This is a genomic window from Sulfitobacter sp. 1A13353, from assembly GCF_043557255.1.
GTDB lineage: Bacteria > Pseudomonadota > Alphaproteobacteria > Rhodobacterales > Rhodobacteraceae > Sulfitobacter > Sulfitobacter faviae.
This window is the reverse complement of sequence record NZ_JBIFFS010000002.1, coordinates 257,662-284,095: the sequence shown is the minus strand read 5'-3', so window position 1 is coordinate 284,095 and position 26,434 is coordinate 257,662. Positions and strand designations below refer to the sequence as shown.

General features: G+C 62.2%; 27 protein-coding genes. 7 read left to right on the top strand and 20 right to left on the bottom strand.

Annotated features, from left to right (window positions below):
* Nucleotides 1-12 precede the first annotated feature (12 nt).
* Nucleotides 13-333, top strand: a complete 321-nt coding sequence (locus tag ACGYLO_RS05075; RefSeq protein ID WP_271687888.1) for an arsenate reductase family protein — start codon at nt 13-15, stop codon at nt 331-333.
* Here ACGYLO_RS05075 and ACGYLO_RS05070 read toward each other — a convergent pair.
* From ACGYLO_RS05070 to thrS, 5 genes are all read right to left on the bottom strand, one after another.
* The gene (locus tag ACGYLO_RS05070; RefSeq protein WP_271687887.1) at nt 330-863 is read right to left on the bottom strand and encodes a DoxX family protein; all 534 of its coding nucleotides are present in this window, start codon (nt 861-863) and stop codon (nt 330-332) included. The genes ACGYLO_RS05075 and ACGYLO_RS05070 overlap by 4 nt on opposite strands.
* The gene (locus tag ACGYLO_RS05065) at nt 860-1,618 is read right to left on the bottom strand and encodes a DNA-binding domain-containing protein (protein WP_271687886.1); all 759 of its coding nucleotides are present in this window, start codon (nt 1,616-1,618) and stop codon (nt 860-862) included. Before ACGYLO_RS05065 ends, ACGYLO_RS05070 begins: the two co-directional genes overlap by 4 nt.
* Entirely contained in the window at nt 1,615-2,460 is an 846-nt protein-coding gene (locus ACGYLO_RS05060) for a DUF692 domain-containing protein (protein ID WP_271687885.1), read from the bottom strand. The genes ACGYLO_RS05065 and ACGYLO_RS05060 overlap by 4 nt, the downstream gene beginning before the upstream one ends.
* A gap of 59 nt (nt 2,461-2,519) precedes the next feature.
* Nucleotides 2,520-2,822 (bottom strand): DUF2282 domain-containing protein, encoded by a 303-nt coding sequence (locus ACGYLO_RS05055; protein WP_271687884.1) that lies wholly within the window; start codon nt 2,820-2,822, stop codon nt 2,520-2,522.
* Between the two features lie 225 nt (nt 2,823-3,047).
* Nucleotides 3,048-4,994, bottom strand: coding sequence for a threonine--tRNA ligase (thrS, locus tag ACGYLO_RS05050; protein WP_271687883.1), 1,947 nt, complete (start codon nt 4,992-4,994; stop codon nt 3,048-3,050).
* A 172-nt stretch (nt 4,995-5,166) separates the two neighbouring features.
* Between thrS and ACGYLO_RS05045 the strand changes: the two genes are divergently transcribed.
* The 3 genes from ACGYLO_RS05045 (at nt 5,167) to ACGYLO_RS05035 (ending at nt 8,109) form a co-directional block, all read left to right on the top strand.
* Entirely contained in the window at nt 5,167-6,453 is a 1,287-nt protein-coding gene (locus tag ACGYLO_RS05045) for an MFS transporter (RefSeq protein WP_271687882.1), read from the top strand.
* A 51-nt stretch (nt 6,454-6,504) separates the two neighbouring features.
* Nucleotides 6,505-7,257, top strand: a complete 753-nt coding sequence (locus ACGYLO_RS05040; protein WP_271687881.1) for an alpha/beta fold hydrolase — start codon at nt 6,505-6,507, stop codon at nt 7,255-7,257.
* 141 nt (nt 7,258-7,398) lie between these two features.
* Nucleotides 7,399-8,109 carry an alpha/beta fold hydrolase gene (locus ACGYLO_RS05035; protein WP_271687880.1) on the top strand — a complete coding sequence of 237 codons (711 nt, stop codon included), beginning with the start codon at nt 7,399-7,401 and terminating at the stop codon, nt 8,107-8,109.
* A gap of 9 nt (nt 8,110-8,118) precedes the next feature.
* On the opposite strand, the gene phaZ is transcribed toward ACGYLO_RS05035, so the two are convergent.
* A complete protein-coding gene (gene phaZ, locus ACGYLO_RS05030) occupies nt 8,119-9,450 on the bottom strand; it encodes a polyhydroxyalkanoate depolymerase (RefSeq protein ID WP_271687879.1) in 1,332 nt (443 codons plus the stop codon).
* Between the two features lie 50 nt (nt 9,451-9,500).
* On the opposite strand from phaZ, the gene ACGYLO_RS05025 reads away from it, so the two are divergent.
* The 3 genes from ACGYLO_RS05025 (at nt 9,501) to phaR (ending at nt 12,593) form a co-directional block, all read left to right on the top strand.
* A complete protein-coding gene (locus ACGYLO_RS05025; protein WP_271687877.1) occupies nt 9,501-11,306 on the top strand; it encodes an alpha/beta hydrolase in 1,806 nt (601 codons plus the stop codon).
* Nucleotides 11,307-11,457: 151 nt separating this feature from the next.
* Nucleotides 11,458-11,901 (top strand): phasin family protein, encoded by a 444-nt coding sequence (locus ACGYLO_RS05020; RefSeq protein ID WP_067260985.1) that lies wholly within the window; start codon nt 11,458-11,460, stop codon nt 11,899-11,901.
* A gap of 143 nt (nt 11,902-12,044) precedes the next feature.
* Nucleotides 12,045-12,593, top strand: coding sequence for a polyhydroxyalkanoate synthesis repressor PhaR (gene phaR, locus ACGYLO_RS05015; protein ID WP_271687875.1), 549 nt, complete (start codon nt 12,045-12,047; stop codon nt 12,591-12,593).
* 31 nt (nt 12,594-12,624) lie between these two features.
* Here the strand turns inward: phaR and ACGYLO_RS05010 are convergent, their stop codons facing one another.
* The 14 genes from ACGYLO_RS05010 to ACGYLO_RS04945 form a co-directional block, all read right to left on the bottom strand.
* Nucleotides 12,625-13,803 carry a DegT/DnrJ/EryC1/StrS aminotransferase family protein gene (locus tag ACGYLO_RS05010; RefSeq protein WP_271687874.1) on the bottom strand — a complete coding sequence of 393 codons (1,179 nt, stop codon included), beginning with the start codon at nt 13,801-13,803 and terminating at the stop codon, nt 12,625-12,627.
* 204 nt (nt 13,804-14,007) lie between these two features.
* Complete coding sequence (locus ACGYLO_RS05005; RefSeq protein WP_271687873.1) at nt 14,008-15,312, bottom strand: FAD-binding oxidoreductase; 1,305 nt, start codon at nt 15,310-15,312, stop codon at nt 14,008-14,010.
* Nucleotides 15,313-15,326: 14 nt separating this feature from the next.
* Entirely contained in the window at nt 15,327-16,688 is a 1,362-nt protein-coding gene (locus ACGYLO_RS05000) for a glutamine synthetase family protein (protein WP_067260991.1), read from the bottom strand.
* Nucleotides 16,688-17,377, bottom strand: coding sequence for a type 1 glutamine amidotransferase (locus ACGYLO_RS04995; protein ID WP_271687872.1), 690 nt, complete (start codon nt 17,375-17,377; stop codon nt 16,688-16,690). The genes ACGYLO_RS05000 and ACGYLO_RS04995 overlap by 1 nt, the downstream gene beginning before the upstream one ends.
* Before the next feature lie 10 nt (nt 17,378-17,387).
* A complete protein-coding gene (locus tag ACGYLO_RS04990; RefSeq protein ID WP_209219006.1) occupies nt 17,388-18,722 on the bottom strand; it encodes a glutamine synthetase family protein in 1,335 nt (444 codons plus the stop codon).
* Between the two features lie 100 nt (nt 18,723-18,822).
* Complete coding sequence (locus tag ACGYLO_RS04985; protein WP_067260997.1) at nt 18,823-19,629, bottom strand: ABC transporter permease; 807 nt, start codon at nt 19,627-19,629, stop codon at nt 18,823-18,825.
* Entirely contained in the window at nt 19,626-20,510 is an 885-nt protein-coding gene (locus tag ACGYLO_RS04980; RefSeq protein WP_271687870.1) for an ABC transporter permease, read from the bottom strand. The genes ACGYLO_RS04985 and ACGYLO_RS04980 overlap by 4 nt, the downstream gene beginning before the upstream one ends.
* Before the next feature lie 80 nt (nt 20,511-20,590).
* Nucleotides 20,591-21,328 carry a transporter substrate-binding domain-containing protein gene (locus tag ACGYLO_RS04975; RefSeq protein ID WP_271687868.1) on the bottom strand — a complete coding sequence of 246 codons (738 nt, stop codon included), beginning with the start codon at nt 21,326-21,328 and terminating at the stop codon, nt 20,591-20,593.
* Between the two features lie 24 nt (nt 21,329-21,352).
* The gene (locus ACGYLO_RS04970) at nt 21,353-22,129 is read right to left on the bottom strand and encodes an ABC transporter ATP-binding protein (RefSeq protein WP_209219002.1); all 777 of its coding nucleotides are present in this window, start codon (nt 22,127-22,129) and stop codon (nt 21,353-21,355) included.
* A gap of 111 nt (nt 22,130-22,240) precedes the next feature.
* Nucleotides 22,241-22,681, bottom strand: a complete 441-nt coding sequence (locus tag ACGYLO_RS04965; protein WP_209219001.1) for a TerB family tellurite resistance protein — start codon at nt 22,679-22,681, stop codon at nt 22,241-22,243.
* A gap of 36 nt (nt 22,682-22,717) precedes the next feature.
* A complete protein-coding gene (locus ACGYLO_RS04960) occupies nt 22,718-23,155 on the bottom strand; it encodes a TerB family tellurite resistance protein (RefSeq protein ID WP_394376364.1) in 438 nt (145 codons plus the stop codon).
* 85 nt (nt 23,156-23,240) lie between these two features.
* A complete protein-coding gene (locus ACGYLO_RS04955; protein WP_067261008.1) occupies nt 23,241-23,534 on the bottom strand; it encodes a DUF1330 domain-containing protein in 294 nt (97 codons plus the stop codon).
* 3 nt (nt 23,535-23,537) lie between these two features.
* Entirely contained in the window at nt 23,538-24,329 is a 792-nt protein-coding gene (locus ACGYLO_RS04950; RefSeq protein WP_271687865.1) for a 23S rRNA (adenine(2030)-N(6))-methyltransferase RlmJ, read from the bottom strand.
* Between the two features lie 314 nt (nt 24,330-24,643).
* On the bottom strand, nt 24,644-26,287 hold the full coding sequence (locus ACGYLO_RS04945; RefSeq protein WP_067262354.1) for a CTP synthase: 1,644 nt from the start codon (nt 26,285-26,287) through the stop codon (nt 24,644-24,646).
* Nucleotides 26,288-26,434: the final 147 nt, after the last annotated feature.

Below are 26,434 nucleotides of genomic sequence, written 5' to 3'. Positions count from 1 at the left end.
AGGGAGACGGATGTGCTAATTTATGGGCTGAAAAATTGCGACACCTGTCGCAAGGCGAAAAAGGCGCTGCCAGAGGCGCAATTGGTCGATGTGCGGGAGGAGGGCGTGCCCACAGCGGTCTTGGAGAAGGCCCACGCGCAGTTTGGTGCGGCCTTGCTCAACACCCGTTCGACAACCTGGCGCGGGCTGGATGGCGCGGCCCGCAAGGAAGAGCCGCTGGCCCTGATTAAAGCCCATCCGGCCCTGATGAAGCGGCCCCTGATTGCGGTGGGTGATCGGCTATTTCTGGGGTGGAACAAAGAGATAGAAGCTGACGTTCGAGCGATGCTTTAACCGCGGCCCGTCATGAGCCGGTCCAGTGACAGGGGGCCGGCCCCTTTGATGACCAGCACCAAAAGCAAGAAGACCCAGAGCGCCCGCTGGTCGAGGATATGGGCGTCGGGGAAACGGTCGAACCACGCGCCGAGGGCGCTGCCGTGGCCGTAGAGATCGGTCAGCGATTGCACCACGACAAAGCCCACCATCGCCAGCGCGGCCAGCCGGGTCAGCAGGCCGATGACGATAAGCAGGGGCAGGATGAACTCCGCCACTGTTCCGGCGACGACGACGAGCCAGTGAAACAGCCCAAGCGCGTCGCTGTCATAACCGACCGCCTCGAAAACGCGAGGGAAGATCTGGGCGTAGGCCCCGGTGGAGGGGGTGAAGATGCCTAAAGGGCCGGGGCCGAGTTTGGTTAGACCGGCGTTCAGGAAGTAGACCAGCAACACCGCGGCAAAGAGGAACCGGGCAAGGGTCGGAAGCAGCCAGTCGGCCCGCTCCAGTCGGTCGGCGGTGGTGCGGTAAAGGGGCAGAAATCGGGTCATTGGCTTTCCTCCACGGAAATCGCGCTGAAGACGCCGTGGCTCAGGGCAAAGCCTAGGGCGGCGGCGAGGTCGAACTCAGGTGCGGCACCGACTGTGGCTTCATGGGCCGCCCCGAAGGTCCGCCCCTCGGCAAGGTGACCGAACCATTGCGCCGCGCCGGGCGGTGTCAGATGCGGGGCGGGGTCATAGGCGGGGCGGGTGATCACCACGTCCTGCGCCACGTTGCGCGGCTTGGGCGCGTTCTCGGTGAAATTATAGCGCCAGATGTCAAAAAGCGGCCAATCTGATCGCAGAAGGCGGGTCGCGGGGGCGAGGGTCAGCTTGGCCCCCATCAGCGCATCGGGAGGGAGCGCCTCGAAGGTCTGCGGATCCAGCGGTGCCGCGTCGGCGGCGTGGTAGGAGGACCGCAGCGCGAGGTCGAGCCTTGCGGCATCGGCGAGATAGCCGATCCTCGCCAGTGGCGCGAAACCTGCGATGAACCCCGGGAAATCCGCGCCATAATGCATCATCATCGGCGATTTCGGCGGATGCGCTCGGACATAGCGCGGCGCGAGTTCGGCAAAATTGCGGGCACCGATCAGCTTGCGCACCAGCGGAAAGGCCACTTCGAGGGCCGCGATCAGGGAATGGGTGACATTGTTGCGATAGACGCCATAACGCGCGCCCGCCGGTTGCCCCTTGCCATCGCGCAGCCCCGCGGGGGCGGGGCGTGCGGGGTCAAGCAGCCCCGCGCGAAAACTGTGCTGGTCGGTCACGCCAGAACCTCGGCGGCGCGATTGGCTTCGGCCCGCAGGACGGGCCAGTCGGGCACGTCATTGTCCCACTCGACCAGTACCGGCTTTGGACCGGTTTGGGCCAGCGTGTAGCTGAGCAGGTCCCAGACCGGATCGACGACCTCTTTGCCATGGCTGTCGATCAACAGCGGCGCGCCGTGATCGTCGGTGTCGTCGTCATGGCCGCCCACATGGATCTCCCCCACATGGTCTGTCGGGAAGGCGTCGATGTAGCCCTGCGGCGATAGGCCGAGGTTGGTGGCCGAAATGAAGACATTGTTGACATCCAGCAAGAGCCCGCAGGAGGTTCGCGCGATGACCTCTGCCAAAAAGTCAGTTTCGGACAAGTCAGATTCTTCGAATGCGAGGTAGCTGGAGGGGTTTTCGAGCAGCATTTGCCGCCCTAAGACGTCTTGCACCTGATTGATATGCGCGGCGACGCGTGTCAGCGTTTCCTCGGTATAGGGCAGGGGGAGGAGGTCGTTGAGATACTCCATCCCATGGGTCGACCACGCCAGATGTTCGGAGAAGGACGCGGGCTGGGTTCGGTCACAGAGGGTCTTGAGCCGCGCGAGATGGTCGGTGTCGAGGGGGCCTTCGCCGCCGATCGACAGGCCGACGCCATGAACCGACAGGGCAAAACGTTCCTGCAAGGCACGCAGCTGCGCATGGGGGCGGCCACCGTCGCCCATGTAGTTCTCGGCATGCACCTCGATCCAGCGGACCTGGCCGGGATCGGCCATCAAACCATCGAAGTGCCGGGATTTATATCCGACCCCGGGGGCATTGGGCAGCGTGGTGAGAGGGGGGGTATCGTCGCGCATATCGGCCTCCGGCATGGGGCGGGGCAGGGTCCGGGCGGGTGCCGCCCGGACCGCTTTGATTAAGCGGGCAGGTCGCGGTCGAGCGGCTCCAGAGAGCCGGTCCGCTCGGTCCCGTCGGCCATGGCGGGCAGGTCGATCTCGGCGCAGGTGCCTTCGTCGACGAGGGTCCATGCGTTGCCCTGGTAGTCGGTCACGGAGGTGCCGGCGCAGGTCGTGCCGGGGCCAGCGGCGCAGTCGTTCTCACCAGCCAGCGACACGCCGTAGCATTTCTCTTGCGAGGCGGCGGTTGCGGTGGTGGCGTGGCTGCCGAGTGCGGCCGCGACGGCCCCTGCGATGGCGGCGGTCTTGAGTGTATTGGACATTGTCATTTCCCTTCCTGACGGTGTTGACAGGCTTACTAGAGCAGCCCGTTCGCTCACAAGCCAGTCACGAGCGAGTGTGTCACAGTCCCGTCAGAATTCACGCGGAAAAACGGCGAAAGTTGTAATGATCCCGCGCAGGAAGGGAGGGATTGTTACAAAAACGCTCCGGCAGGCAGGGGGCATATTGCCCGCAAACCCGCCGGAGCGCATGTTTGTTACAGCGCTTTAGCGCAGGTCAGGCGGGGTCGCGTCCTGTGCCAGTTCGGCGGTGAGTGCGTCGAGCGGCTTTACGGATGTCTGCTTTTGCCCCAGACGCCGCACCGAGACCGTGCGCTCTTCGACTTCGCGCGCGCCCACGGCGAGGATTACCGGCACCTTGCCCAGCGAATGCTCGCGGACCTTGTAGTTGATCTTCTCGTTGCGCATGTCCGCCTCGGCGCGGACGCCGGCGGCGCGCAATGTCTCCACGACCTCTGCCACATAGTCATCAGCCTCGGACGTGATGGAGGCCACAACGACCTGCCGCGGCGCGATCCAGAAGGGCAGCTTGCCGGCGTGTTCCTCGATCAGGATACCGATGAACCGCTCGAAACTGCCCAGGGTGGCGCGGTGCAGCATCACGGGGCGATGCTTATTGCCGTCCTGCCCGATGAAGCTCGCCTCCAGCCGTTCGGGCAGGTTCGCGTCGACTTGCAGGGTGCCGCATTGCCAGTTGCGCCCGATGGCGTCGGTCAGGGTGAACTCCAGCTTCGGGCCGTAGAAGGCGCCTTCGCCCTCCAGCACCTCGAAGTCATAGCCCGCGGCCTTGCAGGCATCGCCAAGCGCCTGTTCCATGTGGTCCCAGGTCTCGTCCGAGCCGATCCGCTTTTCGGGGCGGGTGGAGAGTTTGATGGTCCAGTTATGGAAGCCGAGGTCGGCATAGACTTTGGACAGGAAGGCGATGAACTTCGCGGTTTCCGAGGTGATCTGATCCTCGGCGCAGAAAATATGCCCGTCGTCTTGGGTAAAGCCGCGCACCCGCATGATGCCGTGCAACGCGCCCGAAGGCTCGTAGCGCGCGCAAGAGCCGAACTCGGCCATGCGCAGCGGCAGGTCGCGGTAGGATTTGAGACCTTGGTTGAAGACCTGAACGTGGCAGGGGCAGTTCATCGGCTTGAGCGCATTCACCGCCTTTTCGCGGGCATGGTCCTCGTCGACTTCGACGATGAACATGTTCTCTTGATACTTGTCCCAGTGGCCGGATTTTTCCCACAGCTTGCGGTCCACGACCTGCGGGGTGTTCACCTCGACATAGCCGTCGCGGTCCTGCATCCGCCGCATGTAATCTTGCAGGGTGGTGTAGATGCGCCAGCCGTTGGGGTGCCAGAAGACCTGACCGGGTGCCTCTTCCTGCATGTGGAACAGGCCCATTTCCTTGCCCAGCTTGCGGTGGTCGCGTTTGGCGGCTTCCTCCAGCATGTTGAGATGGGCGCGCAGTTTCTCCTTGCCGGTGAAGGCCACGCCGTAGATGCGCTGGAGCATGGCGCGGCTGCTGTCGCCGCGCCAATAGGCGCCGGCGATGGACATCAGTTTGAAAGCGTCGCCCGGCACTTGGCCGGTGTGTTGCAGGTGCGGACCACGGCAGAGGTCTTGCCAATCGCCGTGCCAATACATGCGCAGAGGCTCGTCGCCGGGGATCGCCTCAATCAGCTCGACCTTATAGGGCTCGTTCAGGTCTTCGTAATGTTTGATCGCGCGGGCGCGGTCCCAGACCTCGGTGCGGACTGGGTCGCGCTTGTTGATGATCTCCTTCATCTTTTTCTCGATGAGGCCGAGATCCTCAGGAGTGAAGGGCTCTGCGCGGTCGAAGTCGTAATACCAGCCATCCTTGATCACCGGGCCGATGGTGACCTTGGTGTCGGGCCAGATTTCCTGCACGGCGCGGGCCATGATATGCGCAAGGTCGTGGCGCACCAGCTCGTTGGCCTGTTCTTCGTCGGCCATGGTGTGGATTGCGATGCTGGCGTCGGTTTCGATCGGCCAAGCCAGATCGTAATGCGCGCCGTTCACGGTGGCACTGATGGCCTTTTTGCCGAGCGATTTAGAGATATCGGCAGCCACTTCACCAGCGGTGATCCCGGCGTCGTACTGCCGGCTGTTGCCATCGGGAAGGGTGAGGGAGATTTGGGCCATCTTGGGCGCTCCTCGTCGGTTTGGCGCCTACGAGACGCCCGGTTGCGGGTTATGTGTTGGGCCTATGTGGCGGGGCGGGCGCGGCTTGTCAATGCAAGCGGGGCCACTTGGGGAAAGTTGCGGCATGGCGATGGCGCGCTATGTCAGGCGGGCAACAACGAGGATCGGTCAGATGCAAGACGACACGGCGCAGCGCGCATTCGAGACGATTTCGGGGGCGGACGACCCGGCACCGGGGTTGGACGACAAGGCGCAGCAGGCCGAGGCGCGCAACGGGCTGCGCCATATCGTGTCGCTGTCGATGACCAAAGTGGCCGATGGTCTGATCGACCCGAAACTGGTCTTGGCTTGGCTGTTGAGCGCCCTCGGCGCGCCTGCGGTTTTCGCGGGCGCCTTGGTGCCGATCCGCGAGGCCGGGTCGCTTTTGCCGCAGATCGCGCTGGCGGGCGTGGTGCAGCGCATGGCGCGGCGCAAATGGGCTTGGGTCTGGGGATCGGTCGGGCAGGGGGTGGCGGCGGGGCTGATCGCCCTTGCTGCGCTGAGCCTTGAGGGGGGCACGGCGGGCTATGCGGTCTGCGCCGCGCTGGCGCTGCTCGCCGTTTGCCGCGCGGCCTGTTCGGTGTCGTTCAAGGAAATTCTAGGCAAGACAGTGGGCAAGACCCGGCGCGGATCGGTGACCGGCTTGGCGGGGTCGGTCTCCTCGGTCGGGGTGGTGATCTTTGCGGGGCTTTTGATGTCGGGCCTTTTTCAAAGTCGGGGTGTCGTCGTGGCGGCCATCGCGCTGGCGGCGGCGCTATGGATCGGCGCGGCGCTGTTGTTCTCGACAATCATGGAAACGCCGAGCGAGACCGAAGAGGCCGATGGCGTGGATTTCAAACTGCTGCGCGGCAACCGGGAACTGTGGCTTTTCATTCTGGTGCGCGGGCTCTTGGTCTCTACCGCGCTGGCGCCGCCCTATTTGGTGGTGCTCGCGGGCTCGTCAGAGAGTGAGCAGTTGGGCCAATTGGGGGCCTTGGTGCTGGCCTCGGCGCTGGCGTCTTTGGTCAGCTCCTACGTCTGGGGGCGGCTGTCGGATATGTCGAGCCGCCGTGTGCTGATGCTGACCGGCATCGTTGGCGCAGTGGCGATGGCGCTGGCGGTGGGGCTGTGGTTCCTTGGTCTGGCGCAGGCGGTCTGGGCGATGCCTGCCGTGCTCTTCATCCTGATGATCGCCTATCACGGCGTGCGGCAGGGGCGGTCGACCTATCTGGTCGATATGGCCCCGAAAGACCAACGCGCCGCCTATGCTGCCGTCAGCAATACGGTGATCGGGCTGCTCTTGCTGCTGGCGGGCGTGCTGGGCGGCGGGGCCGCGCTGATCGGGGCGCAAGCAACGCTGATGCTTTTTGCCGTCATGGCGCTGGCCGCCGCCGTGTTGGCCCATTGGCTGCCGGAGGTTGAGCATCTGGCCGAGGACTGACTTGCCCTCATCCGCCGCGATGCCCATGATTGGACGAACGACGGAGGCAGCATGGCAGACAGCAAATTCATCGACACGCCGCAGGGGCGGCGCATCGCCTATCACAAGACCGAAGGGGCGGGGCCCTGCGTGGTGTTTCTGGGCGGGCTGAAGTCCGACATGATGGGGACCAAGGCGGTCTATCTTGAAGACTGGGCCCGGGCCGAGGGGCGCGCCTTTCTGCGCTTCGACTATTCGGGCCATGGGGAATCGTCGGGCCTATTCACCGAAGGGTGCATTGGCGATTGGCACGAAGACACGCTGGCCGCGGTCGCGGCGCTGACCGAGGGGCCGCTGATCGTCGTCGGCTCCTCCATGGGCGGCTGGCAGGCGCTGCTCTTGGCGCGGCATCTGCCCGAGCGGATCGCCGGGTTGGTCGGCATCGCCGCGGCGCCCGATTTCACCGAAGATGGCTATTGGGCGAATTTCACCGAGGCGCAAAAACAGGCGTTGGAAGAGGTCGGGCTGGTCGAATTGCCGTCGGACTATATGGAGCCCTACGTCATCACCCGCCGGATGATCGAGGACGGGCGCGCGCGGTTGGTGCTGCGCGACCCGCTGAGCCTGCCGTTCCCCGTGCGCCTGTTGCAGGGCACGGCGGACACCGCCGTCAGCACGGCCACGGCGGTGCGGCTGTTGGAGCATGCGCAGAGCCCCGATATGCAACTGACGCTGGTCAAGGATGCCGATCACCGGTTCTCGGACGCGCGCTGTCTGGCGATGATCGTCGAGGCGATCAACACGGTCTCCGGCATCGCGGGGTGACCAAGGGCGCGGGCATGGAACCGCCGACGCGCCCGCGTCCCGCTGCCCCCCGAAACCACCCATGCTAAGAGACCGCCAAACCCAAGGGGGACGGCATGAAACCACGTTATTTCAATCGCATACCGCACCGGAGCCTGCCCAATGGCTGAGCCGATCGTTCTGCTGCCCGGCATGATGTGCGACGCGCGTGTCTTCACGCCGCAGATCCAAGCGCTCTCCCCGCGCGGGACCGTGGTGCTGGCCCCGATCACCCAAGGCGAACGGATCGAAGAGATTGCCTCGGGCCTGTTGGATCAACTGCCGCCGCGTTTCGCGCTGGTGGGGCAGGGCATGGGCGGTGTGGTGGCGCTGGAATTGCTGCGCCGCGCGCCCGACCGGATCAGCCGTATCGCCCTCTTGGCGACCCAAGTGCTGGCCGAATTGCCCGCCATTGCCGCGGACCGTGAACCGCAGATCATCATGGCGCAATCGGGCAAGCTGGGGGAGGCGATGCAGGCACGGATGGCCAATGGTTTCCTCGCCCCCGGCAAGGGGCGGGGCGAGGTGCTGACCCGCGCGATGGAGATGGCCGAGACGCTGGGCGGCGATGTCTTCGTCCGCCAATCCCGCGCTTTGCAACGGCGGCGCGATCAACAGGCGGTGCTGCGCAAGTGCAAGGTGCCCGCGCTGGTGCTTTGTGGGGAGCATGACGCGCTCTGCCCGGTCAAACGCCATGCCTTCATGGCCGAGATGATCCCCTATGCCAAGCTGACGGTGCTCGAAGACGCGGGCCATCTGCCCAGCCTAGAGCAGCCAGAGGCGACCACCGCCGCGCTGCGCGACTGGCTGCATCAACCTCTGGTGCTGCAATAGGGCAGCGGGTCAGGCCGCTGCGGGTTTATCGCTTTTCTTGGCCTCGGGTTTCTGAGAGGCGGGCTTTTGCAGCTCGGGGGTTTGGGGCGCAGGGCTCTGTGGCTCAGGCGTGCCGTTGTTCGCGTCGATAAAGTCAAGCACCAAGGGCCGGATGTTGTTGCGCCAGCTTTTGCCCGCGAAGATCCCGTAATGGCCCGCCCCCTGCTCAAGATGGCTGGCCTTCTTGGCATCCGGTAGCCCGGTCAGCAGATCAAGCGCCGCGATGCACTGGCCGGGGGCCGAAATGTCGTCCTTGCTGCCCTCGACCGTCTTGACCGCCACGGTGGTGATCTTGCCGATGTCGACCTGACGGCCCGCCACGGTAAAGACGTTGCGCGCGATCTCGCGCTCTTTGAAAATCCGCTCGACGGTCGAGAGGTAGAACTCCGCCGGCATGTCCATCACGGCGAGGTATTCGTCGTAGAACTTGTTGTGCTTGTCATGCTCATGCGCCGTCTTTTGCGCCACGCGGGTGATCTGATTGGCAAAGGCATCGCGGTGGGTGTCATTATTCATCGAAATGAAAGAAGTAAGCTGCAACAGCCCCGGATAGACCTTGCGCCCCACGCCCGCGTATTTGAAGCCGACCTGCTGGATCATCATCTGCTCAAGCTGGCCCATGGTCACGCTATGGCCGAAATCGGTCACGTCTGTAGGTGCAGCATCGGGATCGATCGGTCCGCCGATCAGCGTCAGCGTGCGCGGCTGTGCTTCGGGCGCTTCCTCGGCCAGATAGGCAGTGGCGGCCAGCGTCAGCGGCGCAGGCTGACAGACCGCGATCACATGGGTGTCAGGGCCAAGGTGATGCATGAAATCAACGAGGTAGAGCGTATAATCCTCGATGTCGAACTTCCCCGCACTAACTGGAATATCACGCGCATTGTGCCAGTCCGTCACATAGACGTCGCAATCAGGCAGCAGGGAGATCACAGTGGAACGGAGCAGCGTGGCGTAATGACCCGACATCGGCGCGACCAAAAGAACCTTGCGGCCCGTCTCTTTGCGGCCTTGGACCGAGAATTTAAGCAAATCGCCAAAGGGCCGTTCCATCACAGGCTCGATGCTGACCAGACAGTCCTGCCCCGTGGGGCCGACCACCGGGGGGATGTCCCAATCGGGTTTCACGACCATGCGGGCAAAGGTCCGTTCCGTCACCTCACCCCAAGCGGCGAGCCATTCCATCGCAGGGTTTGGAAACAGAGAGAAAGCCGGGTAGGATGCCATAGCAAGCGCAGAAGCGCCGAGCCATTGATTGGTGTTCCGGATGGACTCCATCATGTCGTAGGTGGCCATATAGCGCATGTGGGGGCTCCTTTATGCTGCACCTGCGAAGATAGGAGGTAAGGGTTAAGATGACAACAGAATCCGAGAATCCCGAGATTGCCGAGCCTCAAGCCCTGTCTCGTATGGCGCAAAACTTGAAAAAGGTTGAAGAATTAAGCCAGCGCCTGACCCGTGTGATGGCGCAGCGCGAAGGACATCAGCCTGCGTTGGACGCGCCGAACCAACAGCTTTTCGCCAAGGCGGCACAGTCTTACTGGGCCGAGGCGATGACCAATCCGGCCCGTTTGATGGAGCATCAGATGGGCTATTGGACCAAATCGGTCGCGCATTTCGTCGAGGCGCAGCAGGCGCTGGCCAAGGGCGGTTTGGCCCCGGTTGAAGAGGACGCGCCGACCGACAAACGTTTCGCCAACCCGCTGTGGCAAACGCATCCCTATTTCAACTTCATCAAACAGCAGTATCTGATCAACGCCGAGGCGCTGCGCCAAGCGGTCGAAGATGCCCAAGACATGGACCCGGCCGAGAAGAAGCGGCTGGTCTATTTCAGCCAGCAGATCATCGCGATGATGTCCCCGACCAACTTCCTCGCCACCAATCCCGATGTGTTGGAACGCGCGGTGGAGACCGAGGGCGAGAGCCTCGTGAAAGGTCTGGAGAACCTGATCGCGGATCTGGAGGCCAATAACGGCGAGCTGGTCGTGAAACTGGCGGATGACAGCGCCTTTGAGCTGGGCCGCAACATCGCCACCACGCCGGGCAAGGTGGTGTTTCGCAACCGCATGTTCGAGTTGATCCAATACTCCCCCAGCACCGAAGAGGTCCATAAAACCCCGCTGTTGATCTTCCCGCCGTGGATCAACAAGTTCTACATTCTCGACCTCAAGGCGCAGAACAGTCTCGTCAAATGGCTGGTCGATCAGGGGCACACGCTGTTCATCGTCTCATGGGTGAACCCCGATGCCAGCTATGCCCAGATCGGCATGGAGGATTACGTCGAAGAGGGCTACCTCGCCGCGATTGAAGAGGTGAAGGCGATCACTCAGGAAAAGCGCCTCAACGTGGTGGGCTATTGCATCGCCGGCACCACACTGGCGCTGACCCTGTCGCTGTTGAAAAAACGTGGCGATAGCTCGATCAAATCCGCGACCTTCTTCACCGCGCTCACCGATTTCTCGGATCAGGGGGAGTTTCAGCCCTTCCTCACCAATGACTTCATCGACGGGATCGAGGCCGAGACGGCGGATAAGGGCATTTTGCCCTCGGTCGTCATGGCGCGCACCTTCTCATTCCTGCGCTCCAACGATCTGGTCTATGGCCCCGCCGTGCGCAGCTACATGATGGGCGAGACGCCCCCGGCCTTTGACCTGCTCTATTGGAACGGCGACGGGGCCAATCTGCCGGGGCAGATGGCAATGCAATACCTGCGCGGTCTCTGCCAGCGAAACGAATTGGCCGAGGGCGGTTTCAAACTTCTCGGAGAGCGGCTGACGCTGGATGATATCGAGGTGCCGCTCTGCGCCGTGGCCTGTGAGACGGATCACATCGCGCCGTGGAAAGACTGCTACCGCGGGGTGCAGCAGATGGGCTCGAAGGACAAGACCTTCATCATGGCGCAATCGGGCCATATCGCGGGCATCGTCAATCCACCCAATCGGAAGAAATACGGCCACTATGTGAACGGCGATCTCACGCAGGACTACGCCGCATGGCGCGAGGCCGCCGCCTTTCACGAAGGGTCTTGGTGGCCGCGGTGGGGCAAGTGGCTCACCAAACGGGCAGGGGCAATGATTCCCGCACGGTTTCCCGGCGACGATGGCCGGGAAATTCTCGCCGATGCCCCGGGCAGCTATGTGACCCGCAAGGCAAACGACTGATTACCTTAGGTAATCCAAACACCCTTCGGGCTCATGCTGCAATGCAGAAAAAACCTTGAAATGCTGCGCTGCGGCATCTATGTTGTGGTCAGACGCGAAACGGACGGGTCTCCCCGCTCCCTTGCCACAGTAGCATTAAAAGGATTGAGACATGACCAAGACACCTGACATGACCGCGATGTTCAAAGACGTTCTGGGCGCTTTCCCGGTGGATAACGCCGCCATGCAAGACGCATTCAAAAACACCGCCACCCTGAACGAGAAACTCTCCGGCGTTGCCTTCGACGCGGCTGAAAAATCCGCCGACATCTCCACAGCCTGGACCAAAGAGACGCTGGCCCGCCTGACCGAGATGACCAAGGTCAAAGCCGAGCCCACGGACTATGCCAAAGCGATGACCGATTTCGCCTCCGCCTCCGCCGAATCCGCTGCCGAGCATATGGCCGCCTTCGCCGAGATCGCGAAAAAGGTTCAGATGGACACCGTCGAGCTGATGATGTCGGCTGGCAAAGACCTGCAAAGCGACGCCAAAGCCGCGACCACCGAAGGCGTGGCCACCGCACAGGCTGCCGCTAAAAAAGCGACAGTGAAGTAAATCTGACGCTGGGCTTTCCAGCGCCAGGGAATGCTTAAAGAAAGGGCAGGTCCAGACGGGCCTGCCCTTTTGTCATGCGCTCTTTCTATTTGCCGATCGCTGTCCTAAGCTGCGATGCAGCACCATTGGTCGGGAGTAACATCATGGCGGACAAACCGAAGCCCTTGCTGATAAAACGCTACGCCAGCCGCAGGCTCTACAACACCGAAACAAGCGATTACGTCACGCTGGAGGATATCGCCGGTTTCATCCGCGATGGCCGCGAGGTTCAGATCGTCGATCTGAAATCCGGCGATGACCTGACACGGCAGTATCTGTTGCAAATCATCGCCGAACACGAAAGCCGGGGCGAAGCCGTTTTGCCGGTCGATGTGCTGACCGATCTGGTGCGCAGCTATATGTCAGGCAATGTCTCGGTGGTGCCGCAGTTTCTGCAGGCCTCCTTCGACATGCTGCGCGATGGCCAATCCAAGGCGATCGAAAACATGAGCGCGATGAACCCGATGGCCAAGATGCCCGGCATGGAAGCGATGCAGGCGCAGCAAGAAGCCTTCATGAAGGCGATGACCGGCGGCTGGGCCAAATCCACCACGCCAGAGCCGCCCAAACAGCAGGCCGAACAGGGCGACGATCTGGACGCGATCAAAAAGCAGTTGGCAGAGTTGCAGGATAAACTGTCAAAGCTGAACTAACCCCAGAAGACGCGGGCGTCGCGCGCCCGCCTCAGGCCGCCTGCGCCTCGGCCACATCCCTCAGCGCGCCCAAAATCACATCCGCCACGGCGTCGATCTCCTCCAGTGTCAACTGCACCGGCAGCCGCACGTCGCAGGCCCGCATCAGCATGGCGCGGGTGCGCGGCAGCTCGGGCAGGTCTTCGATGAATTGCCAGTTCCAAAAAGCGCGGGCGTTGTCGGTGCTTTGGCCAAAGACCTGCACCTTCACCCCCACCGCCTCCGCCGCTGCCGCGAAAGCGCAGATGCTGGCATCAGAGAGGCCCACCAGATTGAACTGGATCGAATCCGGCGCCCGGGTCTCACCGGGCAGGGGGCTCGGCACCTCGATCAAGGGGGAGGCCGCCAGCCGCGCCGCCATGTGATCGTGATTGCGCAGCCCATCGGCCACCCGGCGCGGCAAATGCGGCAATTGCGGCCGGATGATCGCAGCCGAAAGGTTGGACATGCGCAGATTGTACAGCGGCAGCCGGTTCTGCCATTTGGCAAAACTGTCTTGCAGGGCCGCGTGTTTCTTCCAATTATGCTCATAAGCGCCCGACATGATGATCGCCCGCGCCACCAGATCGGCGTCATCGGTGATCAGGATACCGCCTTCGCCCGCGTTAATCATCTTGTAGGACTGGAAGGAAAAACAGCCGATCTTGCCAATCGTCCCGATTTTCCGCCCCCGCCAAAGCGTGCCCAGCGAATGGGCCGCGTCTTCGATCACCGGCACGCCAGCGGCCTCGCAAAGCCCCATGATCGCATCCATATCCGAAGTATGCCCCCGCATATGGCTGATGATCACCGCCCGAACGCCCGGCAGTTTGGCGGCGAAATCCTCCAAATCCACACGGTAATTCTCGCCCACCTCACAAAGCACCGGCTTGCAGCCTGCGTGGATCACTGCAGAAGGCACGGCAGCAAAGGTGAAACCCGGGATCAACACCGGCGCCCCAACCGGCAAGTCCAAAGCAAGCAAGGACAGAAACAGCGCGGCCGAGCAGGAGGACACGGCCAGCGCATATTCACTGCCCATCATCTGCGCAAATTCGACCTCCAACAGGGAAACAGGCGCGTCCTTGGCCGCAGTATAGCGAAAAAGATCGCCACTTTGCAAAAGCTCCGCAATGGCGGCCTCCGCTTCGGCAGGGATCGGTTCGGCACGGTGCATGTCGGGCAAAGCCATATTTCAAAATCCTGAATAATGATTTCCAGAATAGTAAAACAAACGCCCGCGCAAACCAAGGGGGGATGCCCCCACAACAGGCCACCCCCTCTTCCCCTCCATCCTTTCTCAAATACCCTCGGGGGAATCGCGCCAAAGGCGCGATGGGGGCAGAGCCCCCGCACTCCACCACCAGCCAAACCCGCGCGACCGCTCAGAGCGAAGTCAAAGCCCCAACCGATCCCGCGTCGCATACCAAAGCATCGCAAGCACCAAAAGCGGGCTCCGCAGAGAGGCCCCGCCGGGGAAAGCCTGCGTCGGGATCGCGGCCATCGTGTCGAAACCCGCGGCATCGCCTTCGATCGCCTTGGCCATCAGATAGCCCGCATGGGTCGCGGTCCCAACCCCGTGACCGGAATAGCCCGAGGCCGAGAGGATGTTCGGCGCGAGCCGGGCCACATAGGGCAGGCGCTTCATCGTGATGCCAAGAGTGCCGCCCCAAGCGTAGTCGATCTTAACGTCCTTCAAATGCGGAAAGACCTGCGACATCGGTTTGCGCACCTTGGCGGCGATGTCCTGCGGGAAGCGATAGCCATAGCTCTCGCCGCCGCCAAACAGCAGCCGTCCGTCGTGCGACAGTCGGAAATAGTTTACCACAAAGCGGCTGTCGGCCACGGCCACGTCGCGGGGCAGCACGTCTTTCACGCGCGCGCCCAAGGGTTCGGTCGCGGCGATGAAATTGTTGATCGGCATGACCTTGGCGGCCACGTCGCCGTTGAGCTTGCCCAGATAGCCGTTGCAGGCCAGCACCACATGATCGGCGCTGACGCTGCCGGTGGCGGTTTGCACCAGCGCCTTGCTGCCTTCGACGATGTTCTCGGCGGGGCTTGTCTCATGAATGCGCACGCCTGCGGCGGCAGCGGCGCGGGCAAGGCCGAGGGCGTAGTTCAATGGGTGCAAATGCGCGGCCCCCATGTCGAGCACGCCGCCCTTGTAGTCGGGCGAGGGGCAGACCGATTGCAGCGCGGCGTGATCCAACACTTCGATCTCATCATAGCCATAGCGCTTTTGCAGATGCTCTGCATAATCGTGCAGATGCCGCACGTCAGATGTGGTGGAGCCGGTCCAGGCCACGCCGGGCTTCAGGTGACAGTCGATCTCATGTTTCGCGATGAGGGATTTGACCAGTTCCTTCGCCTCTTCGCCCATCTGCCACAGCTTGGCGGCATGGTCTTCGCCCAGCATCTTTTCGAGCCCATCTTGCTCGACCCGTTGGCCCGAGCCTAACTGTCCGCCATTGCGCCCCGAAGCGCCGAAACCCACGCGCTGCGCGTCCAAAAGCACCACGTCGTAACCTGCCTCGGCCAGATGCAGTGCGGAGGAAAGCCCGGTGTAGCCGCCGCCAACAACACAGACATCGGCCTTGGTATCGCCCTGAAGCGGCGGGTAGGCCGCATGTTTCGTGGCGGTGGCGGCGTACCAGCTGGTAGGGTACTGGCCGGGCGTGTCATTGGCGTAGAGCAGGTTCATCGGGCCTCCGGGCGTTAGACGTTCATCAGCAGATGTTCACGTTCCCAAGGCGAGATGACCTGTAGGAACTCCTCATATTCCGCTCGCTTCACAATGGAATAGACGCGGGCGAAATCCGGGCCCAAAGCCTCGTGCAGCTCTGTCGCCTCCTCGAAAAGGTCGAGCGCTTGGCCCAGAACTTGCGGAATATCCCCTTCGCCGACATAGGCATCGCCCTTGAATTCGGGCAGCGGGTCTTTCTGCTGGATCAGCCCCAGATAGCCGCAGGCAAGGCTGGCGGCGATGCCGAGGTAGGGGTTGCAGTCCATCCCGGCGAGACGGTTTTCCACCCGGCGCGACTTTGGCCCCGAGAGCGGCACGCGAATGCCCGTGGTACGGTTGTCGCGGCCCCATTCAAGGTTGATCGGCGCGGCGTGATCCTTGACGTAGCGACGGTAGGAATTGACATAGGGCGCGATCACGGCGAGCGCGCTCGGCATGTGGTTTTGCAAACCGGCGATGAAATGGCGGAAGGGGGCGGTCTCTTCGCCTTCGGCATCGACAAAGATGTTTTCGCCGGTTTTCACATCCAGCACCGAATGGTGGATATGCATGGCGCTGCCCGGCTCATCGGCGATGGGTTTGGCCATGAAGGTGGCGTAGCATTCATGCCGCATCGCCGCTTCGCGGATCAGCCGTTTGAAATAGAACACCTCATCGGCCAGCCGCACCGGATCACCATGTTGCAGGTTGATCTCAAGCTGGCCTGCGCCGCCCTCTTGGGTGATGCCGTCGATCTCGAAACCCTGCGCCTCGGCAAAGTCGTAGATGTCGTCGATCACGGGGCCGAATTCATCCACCGCGGTCATCGAATAGGCCTGACGCGCCGCTGCCGGACGGCCCGAGCGGCCCATCATCGGCAGGATTTCCTTGGCCGGGTCGATGTTGCGGGCCACAAGAAAAAATTCCATCTCGGGGGCCACGACCGGCTCCCACCCCTTGTCGCGGTAAAGCTGCACCACGCGTTTGAGCACATTGCGCGGCGAATAGGCCACCGGCTTGTCGTTGCGGTCATAGGCGTCGTGGATGACCTGAAGCGTCCAATCGCCGGTCCAAGGTGCGGCGGTGGCCGTGTCCATATCCGGGCGCAGGATCATGTCTTTTTCGATGAAACCGTCATCGCCCGCCGCTTCGCCCCATTCGCCGGTGATGGTCTGGTAGAAGATGCTGTCGGGCAGGTGGAAATATTCTTGCCGCGCGAATTTCGACGCCGGGACGGCTTTGCCCCGGGCGATGCCGGGCAGGTCGGGGATGATACATTCCACTTCGTCCAGACGCCGGCCCTCAAGATAGGCGCGCGCCGCTTCGGGTAGTGCTTCTGTCCAATCCTCGGCCATCAGGCCCTCTCTTTCCTGTTGTCTTTAAAGAATGCGGCCATTTGGTCCGCGATTTTTTGGTTGTCGATGGGGCCGCCCAAGGCGGCTGTCGCCTGCTCCAGCAGATGCTCGGGCACCACGCCCTTGCCACGGGTTTTGATCAAGCCGTCGATGAAGTCATGGCCGAATTCGGGATGCGGCTGCACCGTCCAGATGCGGTCGTCATAGGCCAGCGCTGCATAGGCGCAAAAGTCAGATGAGGCGACGACACGCGCGCCTTCGGGCAGTTCCACGATCTGATCCTGATGCCATGCGTTCAGCGCTAGTTTGTCACCGTCCATATCGTATTCGGTGCGGCCAATGGACCAGCCGTTGGTAAACTTCTCGACCTTGCCGCCAAGCGCTTGGGCGATGATCTGATGCCCAAAGCAGACGCCGATCAGGGGGCGGCCATCGGCATAGGTCTGGCGGATGAACTCCTCCAGCGGCGGGATCCAATCGTGATCCTCATAGGCGCCGTGTTTCGATCCGGTGATCAGCCAGCCGTCGGCCTGCGTCACGCTGTCGGGCAGGATGCCATCGACGACCGACCAGATTTGAAAGTCAAACCCTTGGCCATCCAGCAGTTTGGTGAACATCTCCCCATAGTCGCCGAGCTGTTCGCGAAAGTCATCGGGGGAGTGGCCGGTTTGCAGAATGCCGATTTTCATGTGTCACCTGTTACACAGTGTCGAGGTAGATCTCGACCTGTTCCTCTGGGGTCAATTCCTGCATGTAATGCAATTCTTGGCGTTTGGTCAGCACGAAGTTGCGGATCATCTCGGGCGCGAAGATGCGCGCCACATGGGGGCAACTTTCAAACAGGTCGATGGCGGTTTTCCAATCGCTCGGCATGCGCGGCAATTCGGCGGCATAGGCGTTGCCGGTGATCGGGGCGGGCGGCTCAAGCGCATCTTCGATCCCGTTGAGCGCTGCACCCAGCACGGCGGCGAGCATCAGATAGGGGTTCACATCCCCGCCCGAGACGCGGTGTTCGATGCGCCGCGCCTTGTGGCTGCCCGAGGGGATGCGGATCGCGGCGGTGCGGTTCTCATAGGCCCAGCAAACCCCGGTGGGCGCATGGGATTCCGGCACCATCCGGTCAAAGCTATTGGCATGCGGGCAAAAGACCAGCGCCGAGCCCTGCATCGCGTTCATGCAGCCCGCCACAGCATGGCGCAAGGTGTCGGTCCCCTTCGGTCCGCCATCGTCGAAGATGTTGTCGCCATTTTCATCCAGCACCGAGAAATGGGTGTGCAGGCCGGAGCCGGAGTAATCCTCGTAAGGTTTCGCCATAAAGCTTGCGGCAAAGCCGTGCCGCCGTGCCAGACCCTTGACCAGCATCTTGAACAGCCATGCGTCATCGGCGGCGCGCAGGGCGTCATCGCAATGCATGAGGTTGATCTCGAACTGACCCAGACCCGCCTCGGAAATGGCGGTGTCGGCGGGGATGTCCATCTCTTCGCAGGCGTCATAAAGATCGGTGAAGAACAGATCGAACTGGTCGAGCGCGCGGATCGACATCGTCTCGGCCGCTTTGCGCCGCTTGCCCGACCGGGGGGAGACGGGCACCTGAAGGTTGCGGCCCGAATCGTCGATCAGGAAGAATTCCAGCTCAACGGCGCAGACCGGCGTCAGCCCGCGCGCCTTGTAGCGATCCAGCACCGCGCGCAGCGCATGGCGCGGATCGCCGGGATAGGGGCGGCCATCTTCGCGGAACATCCAGATGGGCAGCAGGGCCGAGGGCGCGTCGAGCCATGGCATCGGCATGAAGCCCCGCTCGGTCGGTTTCAGCACGCCATCCGCATCGCCCGTTTCGAACACCAGCGGACTGTCGTCGATATCCTCGCCCCAGATGTCGAGGTTCAACACTGAGACGGGAAAGCGGGTGCCTTCGGTCGTGACCTTATCGGCAAAACGCGAGGGGATGCGCTTGCCCCGGGCTTGGCCATTGAGGTCTGCGGCGGCCACACGAATGGTGCGGACCTGAGGATTTTTGCGAAGCCAGTTGTTCATACATCACCTGAAAGGGCGGTGGGCATGTCACAAAGCGGTTCGCCCGGGGGCAAAAGCGGTTGGCGCCCACGCGCCGCGTAATTTGATCAAATAATGGATACTACCGGATCAAATTAGGACGCAAGCGAATTTTACGGCGTTGCGCCTGGGGCAGGTGGCGGTTGAGGCGGGAATTGATCAAACCGAAGACGCCGATGATGCAGAGCGTCAGAAGGATGAAATAACCGGCAAGAATGGGATAGGGGACGAAGGGGTTGAAGGTCTTATCCGCGAAATAGCTGGCGTAATAAAGCGCGTCACCGCGCTGTTGCCATGCCGGGAAACCGCTGAAAAACACCAGTGTCGTGGCGTGAAACAGGAAAATCGCCTCATTCGTATAGGCGGGCCAAGCGAGCCGCAGCGAGGTGGGCCAGATCACCCGGCGAAAGCGCGACCAGCCCGACAGACCATAGGCATCCGCGGCCTCCACATCGCCCTTGGGGATGGATTGCAGCGCGCCGTAAAAAATTTCGCCCGAATATGCGGCAGTGTTGAGAAAGAGCACGATCAACGCGCCCAGCCATGCCGCCGTGAAGGGGGCGAAGAAGGCGTATTCCGATTTCAGCGACAGAAACAGGAAGTAGCCAAAGAAGAACTGGATGAAGAGCGGCGAGCCGCGGAAGATGAAGATGAACCACTCCGCCGGTTTGCGGAACCACGGGTTCGCGCTGGCCTTGCCAACGCCGAGCGCCGTCGCAAAGAAAAAGCCGGTCAGCAAAGCGACGACGCCAAAATATACGTTCCAGATCATGCCCGAGCCAATCAGCGTGAACTGCTCGCAAAGCGTGAAACCGTCGCGCGGCAGCAGCCGCTCGCCATAGCCCAAGGACCGCAGGCCGTAGTCCTGAATCGTTTGCAGACAGCTCATGCGTCGGCCCTCCGCTGGGCTTCGCCGCCGGTGGTGGCTTGGCCGCGTGTCAGTCGTTTCATCAGACGGTCCAACGTGATCTCGGAAATGCGGGTGAAGAGCAGGTAGAACACCAGCAGCGCGAGGAAGTACCACATGCGCCAGTCAGGGTGCGGGTAATCGGTAAAGCGCGGCGTCTTGGTGCCGCCCAGTTCACGCGCCCAATAGACGATATCTTCGACCCCCAGCAGGAACAGCAGCGGCGTGGCCTTGATCAACACCATCCACAGGTTGCTGAGGCCGGGCAGGGCATAGACCCACATCTGCGGCACCAGTACCCGCCAGAAGGTCTGGCGATGGTTCATGCCGTAAGCCTCGGCTGTTTCAAGCTGCGCCTGTGGCACGGCGCGCATCGCACCGAACAGCACATTGGCCGCAAAGGCGCCGAAAACGATGGCAAAGGTAAAGACGGCGAGGCCGAAGCCATAGGTCTCATGCACCCATTGGGCGGCATTGCCCAAGGGCATCTTGGCTTCTTGGCAGACGACGAAGTCGCTGCCTTGGCGGATCGGCATATCCCAATCGGGGCAAAGCACCTTGTGGCGCAGATACTCGATGCCCTGATCGAGCGCGATCACGAAAAACAGGAAAAAGGCGATATCCGGCACACCGCGCACCAGCGCGATATAGCCCTTGCCGACCCAGCTGAGCGGCGCGAAACGCGCGCGTGCCATCATGGCCCCGCCAAAGCCGAAGGCCAGTGCCACGGGGGCGGTAACCGCCAAAAGCAGCAGGACCTTCAGGAAGGACAGGTAGAAGGACATATGGACGCCGGTGGTCAGGTAACAGGCGGTCCAGAGCCAGTCATTCAGGGTCGACGGATCGGTGCAGAAAGAGAACATGGGCCCCCGTGGGCTGATCTGCGCGCGGGGCCCGCGCAGGCGTGGTCAGGCGCGCCGCGACGGGCGCGCCTGAGATGGAATCACTCGTAGGTGGTGGTGTCTTCGCCGAACCACTTCTTGAGCATCTCGTTGAGGGTACCGTCTTCCTTCATCTCGGTGATGACGGCGTCGAAGGTGTCGCGCAGTTCGGTGTCGGACTGGCGCAGGCCCATGCCGATGCCACCGCCGAGCGGCACATCGTCGCCCACGAACATCAGCTCACCGCCGGATTCCTCGACGATCGGCACGAGGTAATCTTTGTCGGCGAAGACCGCGTCGGCCTCACCGTTGCGCACGGCGGCGACGGTCTCTTCCGGGGTCGCGAATTCGATCAGCGTGGCGCCGCTTTCGGCGACATAGCCCGCTTGGATGGTCGCGGTCTGACCGGCGACAACGCCGCCTTCGAGATCCGCGTCCTCAGATGCCGCCACATAGGCCGAGGCGGTGGGCGGATAGTAGTTCTGCGTGAAGGCGATGACTTCCTTACGCTCGTCGGTGATGCTCATGCCCGCCATGATGGTGTCGTAGTTGCCCGACACGAGGTTGGGGATGATGCTGTCCCAGTCGTTCTTGACCCATTCGCAGGTCAGCTCAGCGCGCTCGCACAGCTCGTCGCCCAGCTCACGCTCGAACCCGTCGACTTCGCCGGCGTCGTTGATGAAGTTGTAGGGGGGGTAGGCGCCCTCGGTGCCCATGCGGATGGTTTTGCCATGGGCTTCGGCCATCGCGAAGCCAGCGGTCATGCTGAGCGCGACGCTTGCCAGTAGGATCTTTTTCATTTGGTAACTCCCTTTGGTTCTTGTTTACGCAGGCTGGGTTGCCGAAAGGAACCCACGCAGACGTTCCGATTTGGGCGCGCCGAAGACTTCTTCGGGCGTCCCTTGTTCTTCGATCAGACCTTGGTGCAAAAAGACGACATGATCGCTGACATCGGCGGCCAGCTTCATGTCATGGGTCACGATCACCATCGTGCGCCCCTCTGCGGCCAGATCCTTGATAACCTTGACGACTTCCTGTTCCAACTCGGGGTCGAGCGCGCTGGTCGGCTCATCGAACAGCAGCGCCTCGGGCTCCATGCACAGTGCACGGGCAATCGCGGCACGCTGTTGCTGGCCACCGGAAAGCTGCGCCGGGTAGACATCGCATTTGTCGCCGATCCCGACCTTTTCCAGATAGCCGCGCGCGGCGCGTTCCACCTCGGCCCGGTCGCGGCCCAGTACGGTCAGCGGCGCTTCCATCACGTTTTGCAGGATCGACATATGCGCCCAGAGATTGAACTGCTGGAACACCATCGACAGGTTGGTGCGGATGCGCAGCACCTGTTTGGCGTCCGCCGGGCAGCGCTGGTGGCCGTCGCCCTTCCACCGCACCGGTTCGCCCTTAAAGATCACCTCGCCCTGTTGGCTGTCTTCCAACAAGTTGCAGCAGCGCAGCAGGGTCGATTTGCCCGAGCCGGAGGACCCGATGAGCGAGATCACATGGCCACGCGGGGCGGTCAGATCGACCCCTTTGAGAACCTCCAGCGCGCCATAGGCCTTGTGGAGGTTCTTGATCTGGATAACCGGGGTGTCTGTGGTCACGGAAACTGTCGCCAATCTGTCATTTCAGTGCGCTATAAAGCGACGAATCGACGGAAATTGCAACGCAGAGTTTGCCCCGCGTTGCATCACAGTCCCGGTGCTGACGCTAGGTCAGTTTTCTTTGGCAACACGCTGGCGGGCCATGGCGCTGTCGGTATCTGTGACGCCCAGGAGGTTCGACACCAGCCGCAGCAACGCGTCTTCTTCGTCGGAACGGCTGCCGTCGGCCAGAACCACCTGCCAAAGCGCCTCGATGACCTCCAGCCGGTGCTCATAGGGCACCGCATCCTTGATCGCGCGGGTAAAGCGCACGGTGTCGGGGGCTTGGGCCTCCAGCGCCTCGGCCTCTTTACGCAGGGCGGTGGCGTCGGCCTCGTTCAGGCCGTAGCGCTCGGCGGCGATCCGGTCGATCAGACGCCGTTCGCTCATCGCGTAGTCATTGTCAGACCGGGCGATGCGCACCAAAAGCGCGGTCAGCGCGAGGCGGGCGTCATTATCGGCCAATGGATCGGGTTCGGGCTGGGTAAGCCGTTTGAGAAAGTCACCAAACATATATGCGTCATCATCCTGCTGCGGGAAAAGGGAATGTCATAGCTCGTTCAAAGCGTTGGCGCGGGCCAAGGCCATATCCTCATCCGACAGGCCAAGCGCGGTTTCGATGGCGACAAGCTGGATCTCCTCGTCATCATTGCGCGCCCCGTCCGAAAGGGCCACCTGCCACATCGCTTCGCCCAATGCCTTGCGGTCGGCATAGTCGACCTCTTCGCGCAGGATGCGGGTGAACTCCGGCGTGCCGGGGGCGTCGCGCTCAAGCGCTTCGCAAGTGGCACGCAGTTTCGCCGCCTCGATGGGTTTGAGGCCAAAGGTCTGCGCCAGAATGAGGTCGATCTGGCCAATCTCAGAGGCGCGATAGTTGCGATCGGCAAAGGCCACACGCACCAAAAGCGCGCCCAGTGCCAGTTGGGCATTGGGCTGCGGCAAAGGTTTCGGCTGTGCCTTGCGGCGGGGGAAAAGTCGGTTCAGCATGGGGCTCACTTATCGCAGGAAACAGGGTCGCCATAGAGGAAACTGCGCACCGGGGGCGCGGGTTCCTGCAGGGGGCCGCATCGGCTTAGCCGTCATAGCCTTCGACGATCACCAAAGACCCGTCCGCCACGTTCAGGCGAATGTCTTTCGCCCGCTGGTAGCCGGGGCTTTCGTAACAAGCGACCGCATCGGCGTAGCTGTCGAATTCCAAAACAACGGTGCGGGCGCGCATCTGCCCTTCGCGGATCTGCTGGGTGCCGCCGCGAACAAGGAAGCGTGCGCCGTAATCCGCAAAGGGTTTGGCATTGGCAGCACGGTATTTGTCGTAAATCGCAGTGTCGTGGATATCCATGGTGGCGATCCAATAGCCCTTTGGCATCTGTTATCTCTCCTGTTGGGTCAAGGTGGCGAAACGGGCGGTGAGGTTCTTTGCCTCATTGTCGAGCCCGTAGGGGGGATTGATCACGAACATGCCCGAGCCGACCATACCATGCCCGGGCCGCGCGGGGGGAAAGCGCACTTCGTGGCGCAGCGCATCGGGGTGGTTGGCGGTGAGCTTGTCGAGCATCGGCTCATGCGCGCGATTGGTCAGGATCGGATACCACAGCGCGATGATGCCCACGTTCCAAGCGCGGTTGAGTTTGGCGATCTGGCGCGGAATGGTCTCGTAATCGGTTTTGATCTCGTAAGAGGGGTCGATCAGCAGCATCCCCCGGCGCGGTGTTGGCGGGGTGAGGGCAAAGGCCATCTCGAACCCGTCGCTGAGGTGGCATTTCGCGGGGTAGGGCGACATCGCTAGATCAAGGGCGCTGTGTTCTTGCGGGTGCAACTCGGCCAGATGGATGCGGTCATCGGGGCGCAGCAGTTTCGCGGCCAGCAGGGGAGAGCCGGGGTAGGCGCGCGGGCCGTGGGCCTCGCGCAGCGCTTCCAGAACCTGCCTGTAAGGGTGATCTGGGGCGAACCAATCGCGCACCTTGTCGATGCCCTGCCGCGCCTCGCCGGTCTTTTCCGCCGCCGCATCCGACAGGTCATAGAGCGCCCGGCCTGCATGGGTTTCCAGATAGGTGAGCGGTTTGTCCTTGCGGGTAAGATAGGACAGCATCCACGCCAAAAGCGCGTGTTTCTGCACGTCTGCAAGGTTTCCGGCGTGGTAAATGTGTTGATAGCTCAGCATGGCCTAGCTGTAGCGGAGTGGTTGGCGGGTGCAACGTGAAAGAGGGGGGAGGGCCAGCGCCTGTCCGCGGGTGGGCGAACCAAACCGCGATCCATGCCACTTTATGGTGCTACCGTGATGTGTTCTCGCAGAAGTACGCGCCCGTCGCGAAATCGCCTACCCGACGCACCGCAGGTGCGCCGAATGAATGATGGCACGCCTACGGCGTGGCGGGCGGGCAGGCGATGGCCCGGCGCCTGCGGCTTGATTCCGGGCCTTTTAGTGGTTGCCCGGCAGAAAAAAGGCCCGGCGCAAAACGCACGGGCCTCAAGAGCTTATACCAACCGCGACACATCCTTGGCGGCGCGCACGAAATCCTTGAACAGGGGGTGCGGGTCGAAGGGCTTGGACTTCAGCTCAGGGTGGAACTGAACGCCGATGAACCACGGGTGATCCGACCATTCGACAATCTCAGGCAGCTTGCCGTCGGGCGACATGCCCGAGAACTTCAGCCCGGCCTTCTCAAGCTGGTCCTTATAGGCGATGTCGACCTCGTAGCGGTGGCGGTGGCGCTCGTCGATGGTGGTGGTGCCATAGGCTTCGGCCACGCGCGACCCTTCGACCAGCGTCGCGTCATAGGCGCCCAAACGCATGGTGCCGCCCTTGTCGTCATCGACTTTGCGCGCCACCTTGTGGTTGCCCTGAACCCATTCCTTGAGGTGATAAACCACCGGCTCAAAACGCTTTTTCCCGGCTTCATGGTCGAATTCCTCCGACCCTGCCGTTTTCAGACCCGCCACGTTGCGCGCCGCTTCGATCACGGCCATCTGCATGCCAAGGCAGATGCCCAGATAGGGCACCTTATGCTCGCGGGCATATTGCGCGGCCTTGATCTTGCCCTCGGTCCCGCGCTCACCAAAGCCGCCGGGGACGAGGATCGCGTGGAACCCTTCGAGATGCGGGCCGGGGTCTTCGCTGTCGAAAATCTCGGCATCGACCCATTCGACTTTGACCTTCACCCGGTTCGCCATGCCGCCATGGGTCAGTGCCTCGGCGATGGATTTATAGGCGTCTTCAAGCTGAGTGTATTTGCCGACGATGGCGACTTTGACTTCGCCCTCGGGGTTGTAAATGCGGTCGGCCACATCTTCCCAACGCGACAGGTTCGGCTTGGGCGCGGGGGTGATCTGGAAGGCATCCAGAACCGCCTGATCCAGCCCCTCGCGGTGATAGGCGAGCGGGGCTTCGTAGATCGATTTCAAATCCTGCGCGGCGATCACCGAGTCCGGGCGCACGTTGCAGAAGAGCGCCAGCTTCTCACGCTCTTTGGCGGGGATCGGCCCTTCGGAGCGGCAAACCAGAATGTCGGGCGCGATGCCGATAGAGCGGAGTTCTTTGACCGAGTGCTGCGTCGGCTTGGTCTTCAATTCGCCGCTGGCCTTGACGTAGGGGAGCAGCGTGAGGTGCATGAAGATACACTGGCCGCGCGGCTTGTCTTGGCTGAACTGGCGGATCGCCTCGAAGAAGGGAAGCCCCTCGATATCGCCCACGGTGCCGCCAATTTCGCAAAGCATGAAGTCGACCTCATCATCGCCAATGTCGATGAAGTCTTTGATTTCATTGGTAACGTGGGGGATCACCTGAATGGTCTTGCCCAGATAATCGCCGCGGCGCTCTTTCTCTAGCACGGTGGAGTAAACCCGGCCCGAGCTGATGCTGTCGGTCTTGCGCGCAGCAACACCGGTGAAACGTTCGTAATGCCCAAGGTCGAGGTCGGTCTCTGCGCCGTCATCTGTGACGAAGACCTCGCCATGCTCGAAGGGCGACATCGTGCCGGGATCGACGTTCAGATAGGGGTCCAGCTTGCGCAGACGTACCGAAAAACCGCGTGCCTGAAGCAAGGCACCCAAAGCCGCCGAGGCCAGACCCTTGCCCAGCGACGAGACCACACCGCCTGTGATGAAGATATAGCGTGCCATGTGATCGGAGACTCCCGTGAATTCAAAGTTTGTTGCAGGCAAAAACCAGCCAAACGCGCTGCGGAAAACCGCAACGCCACGGGATTTAAGCCTTACAGGATTCGTGCGTGTGAGGCAAGGCCTGCCGCAACATACAGTTGCGGAACC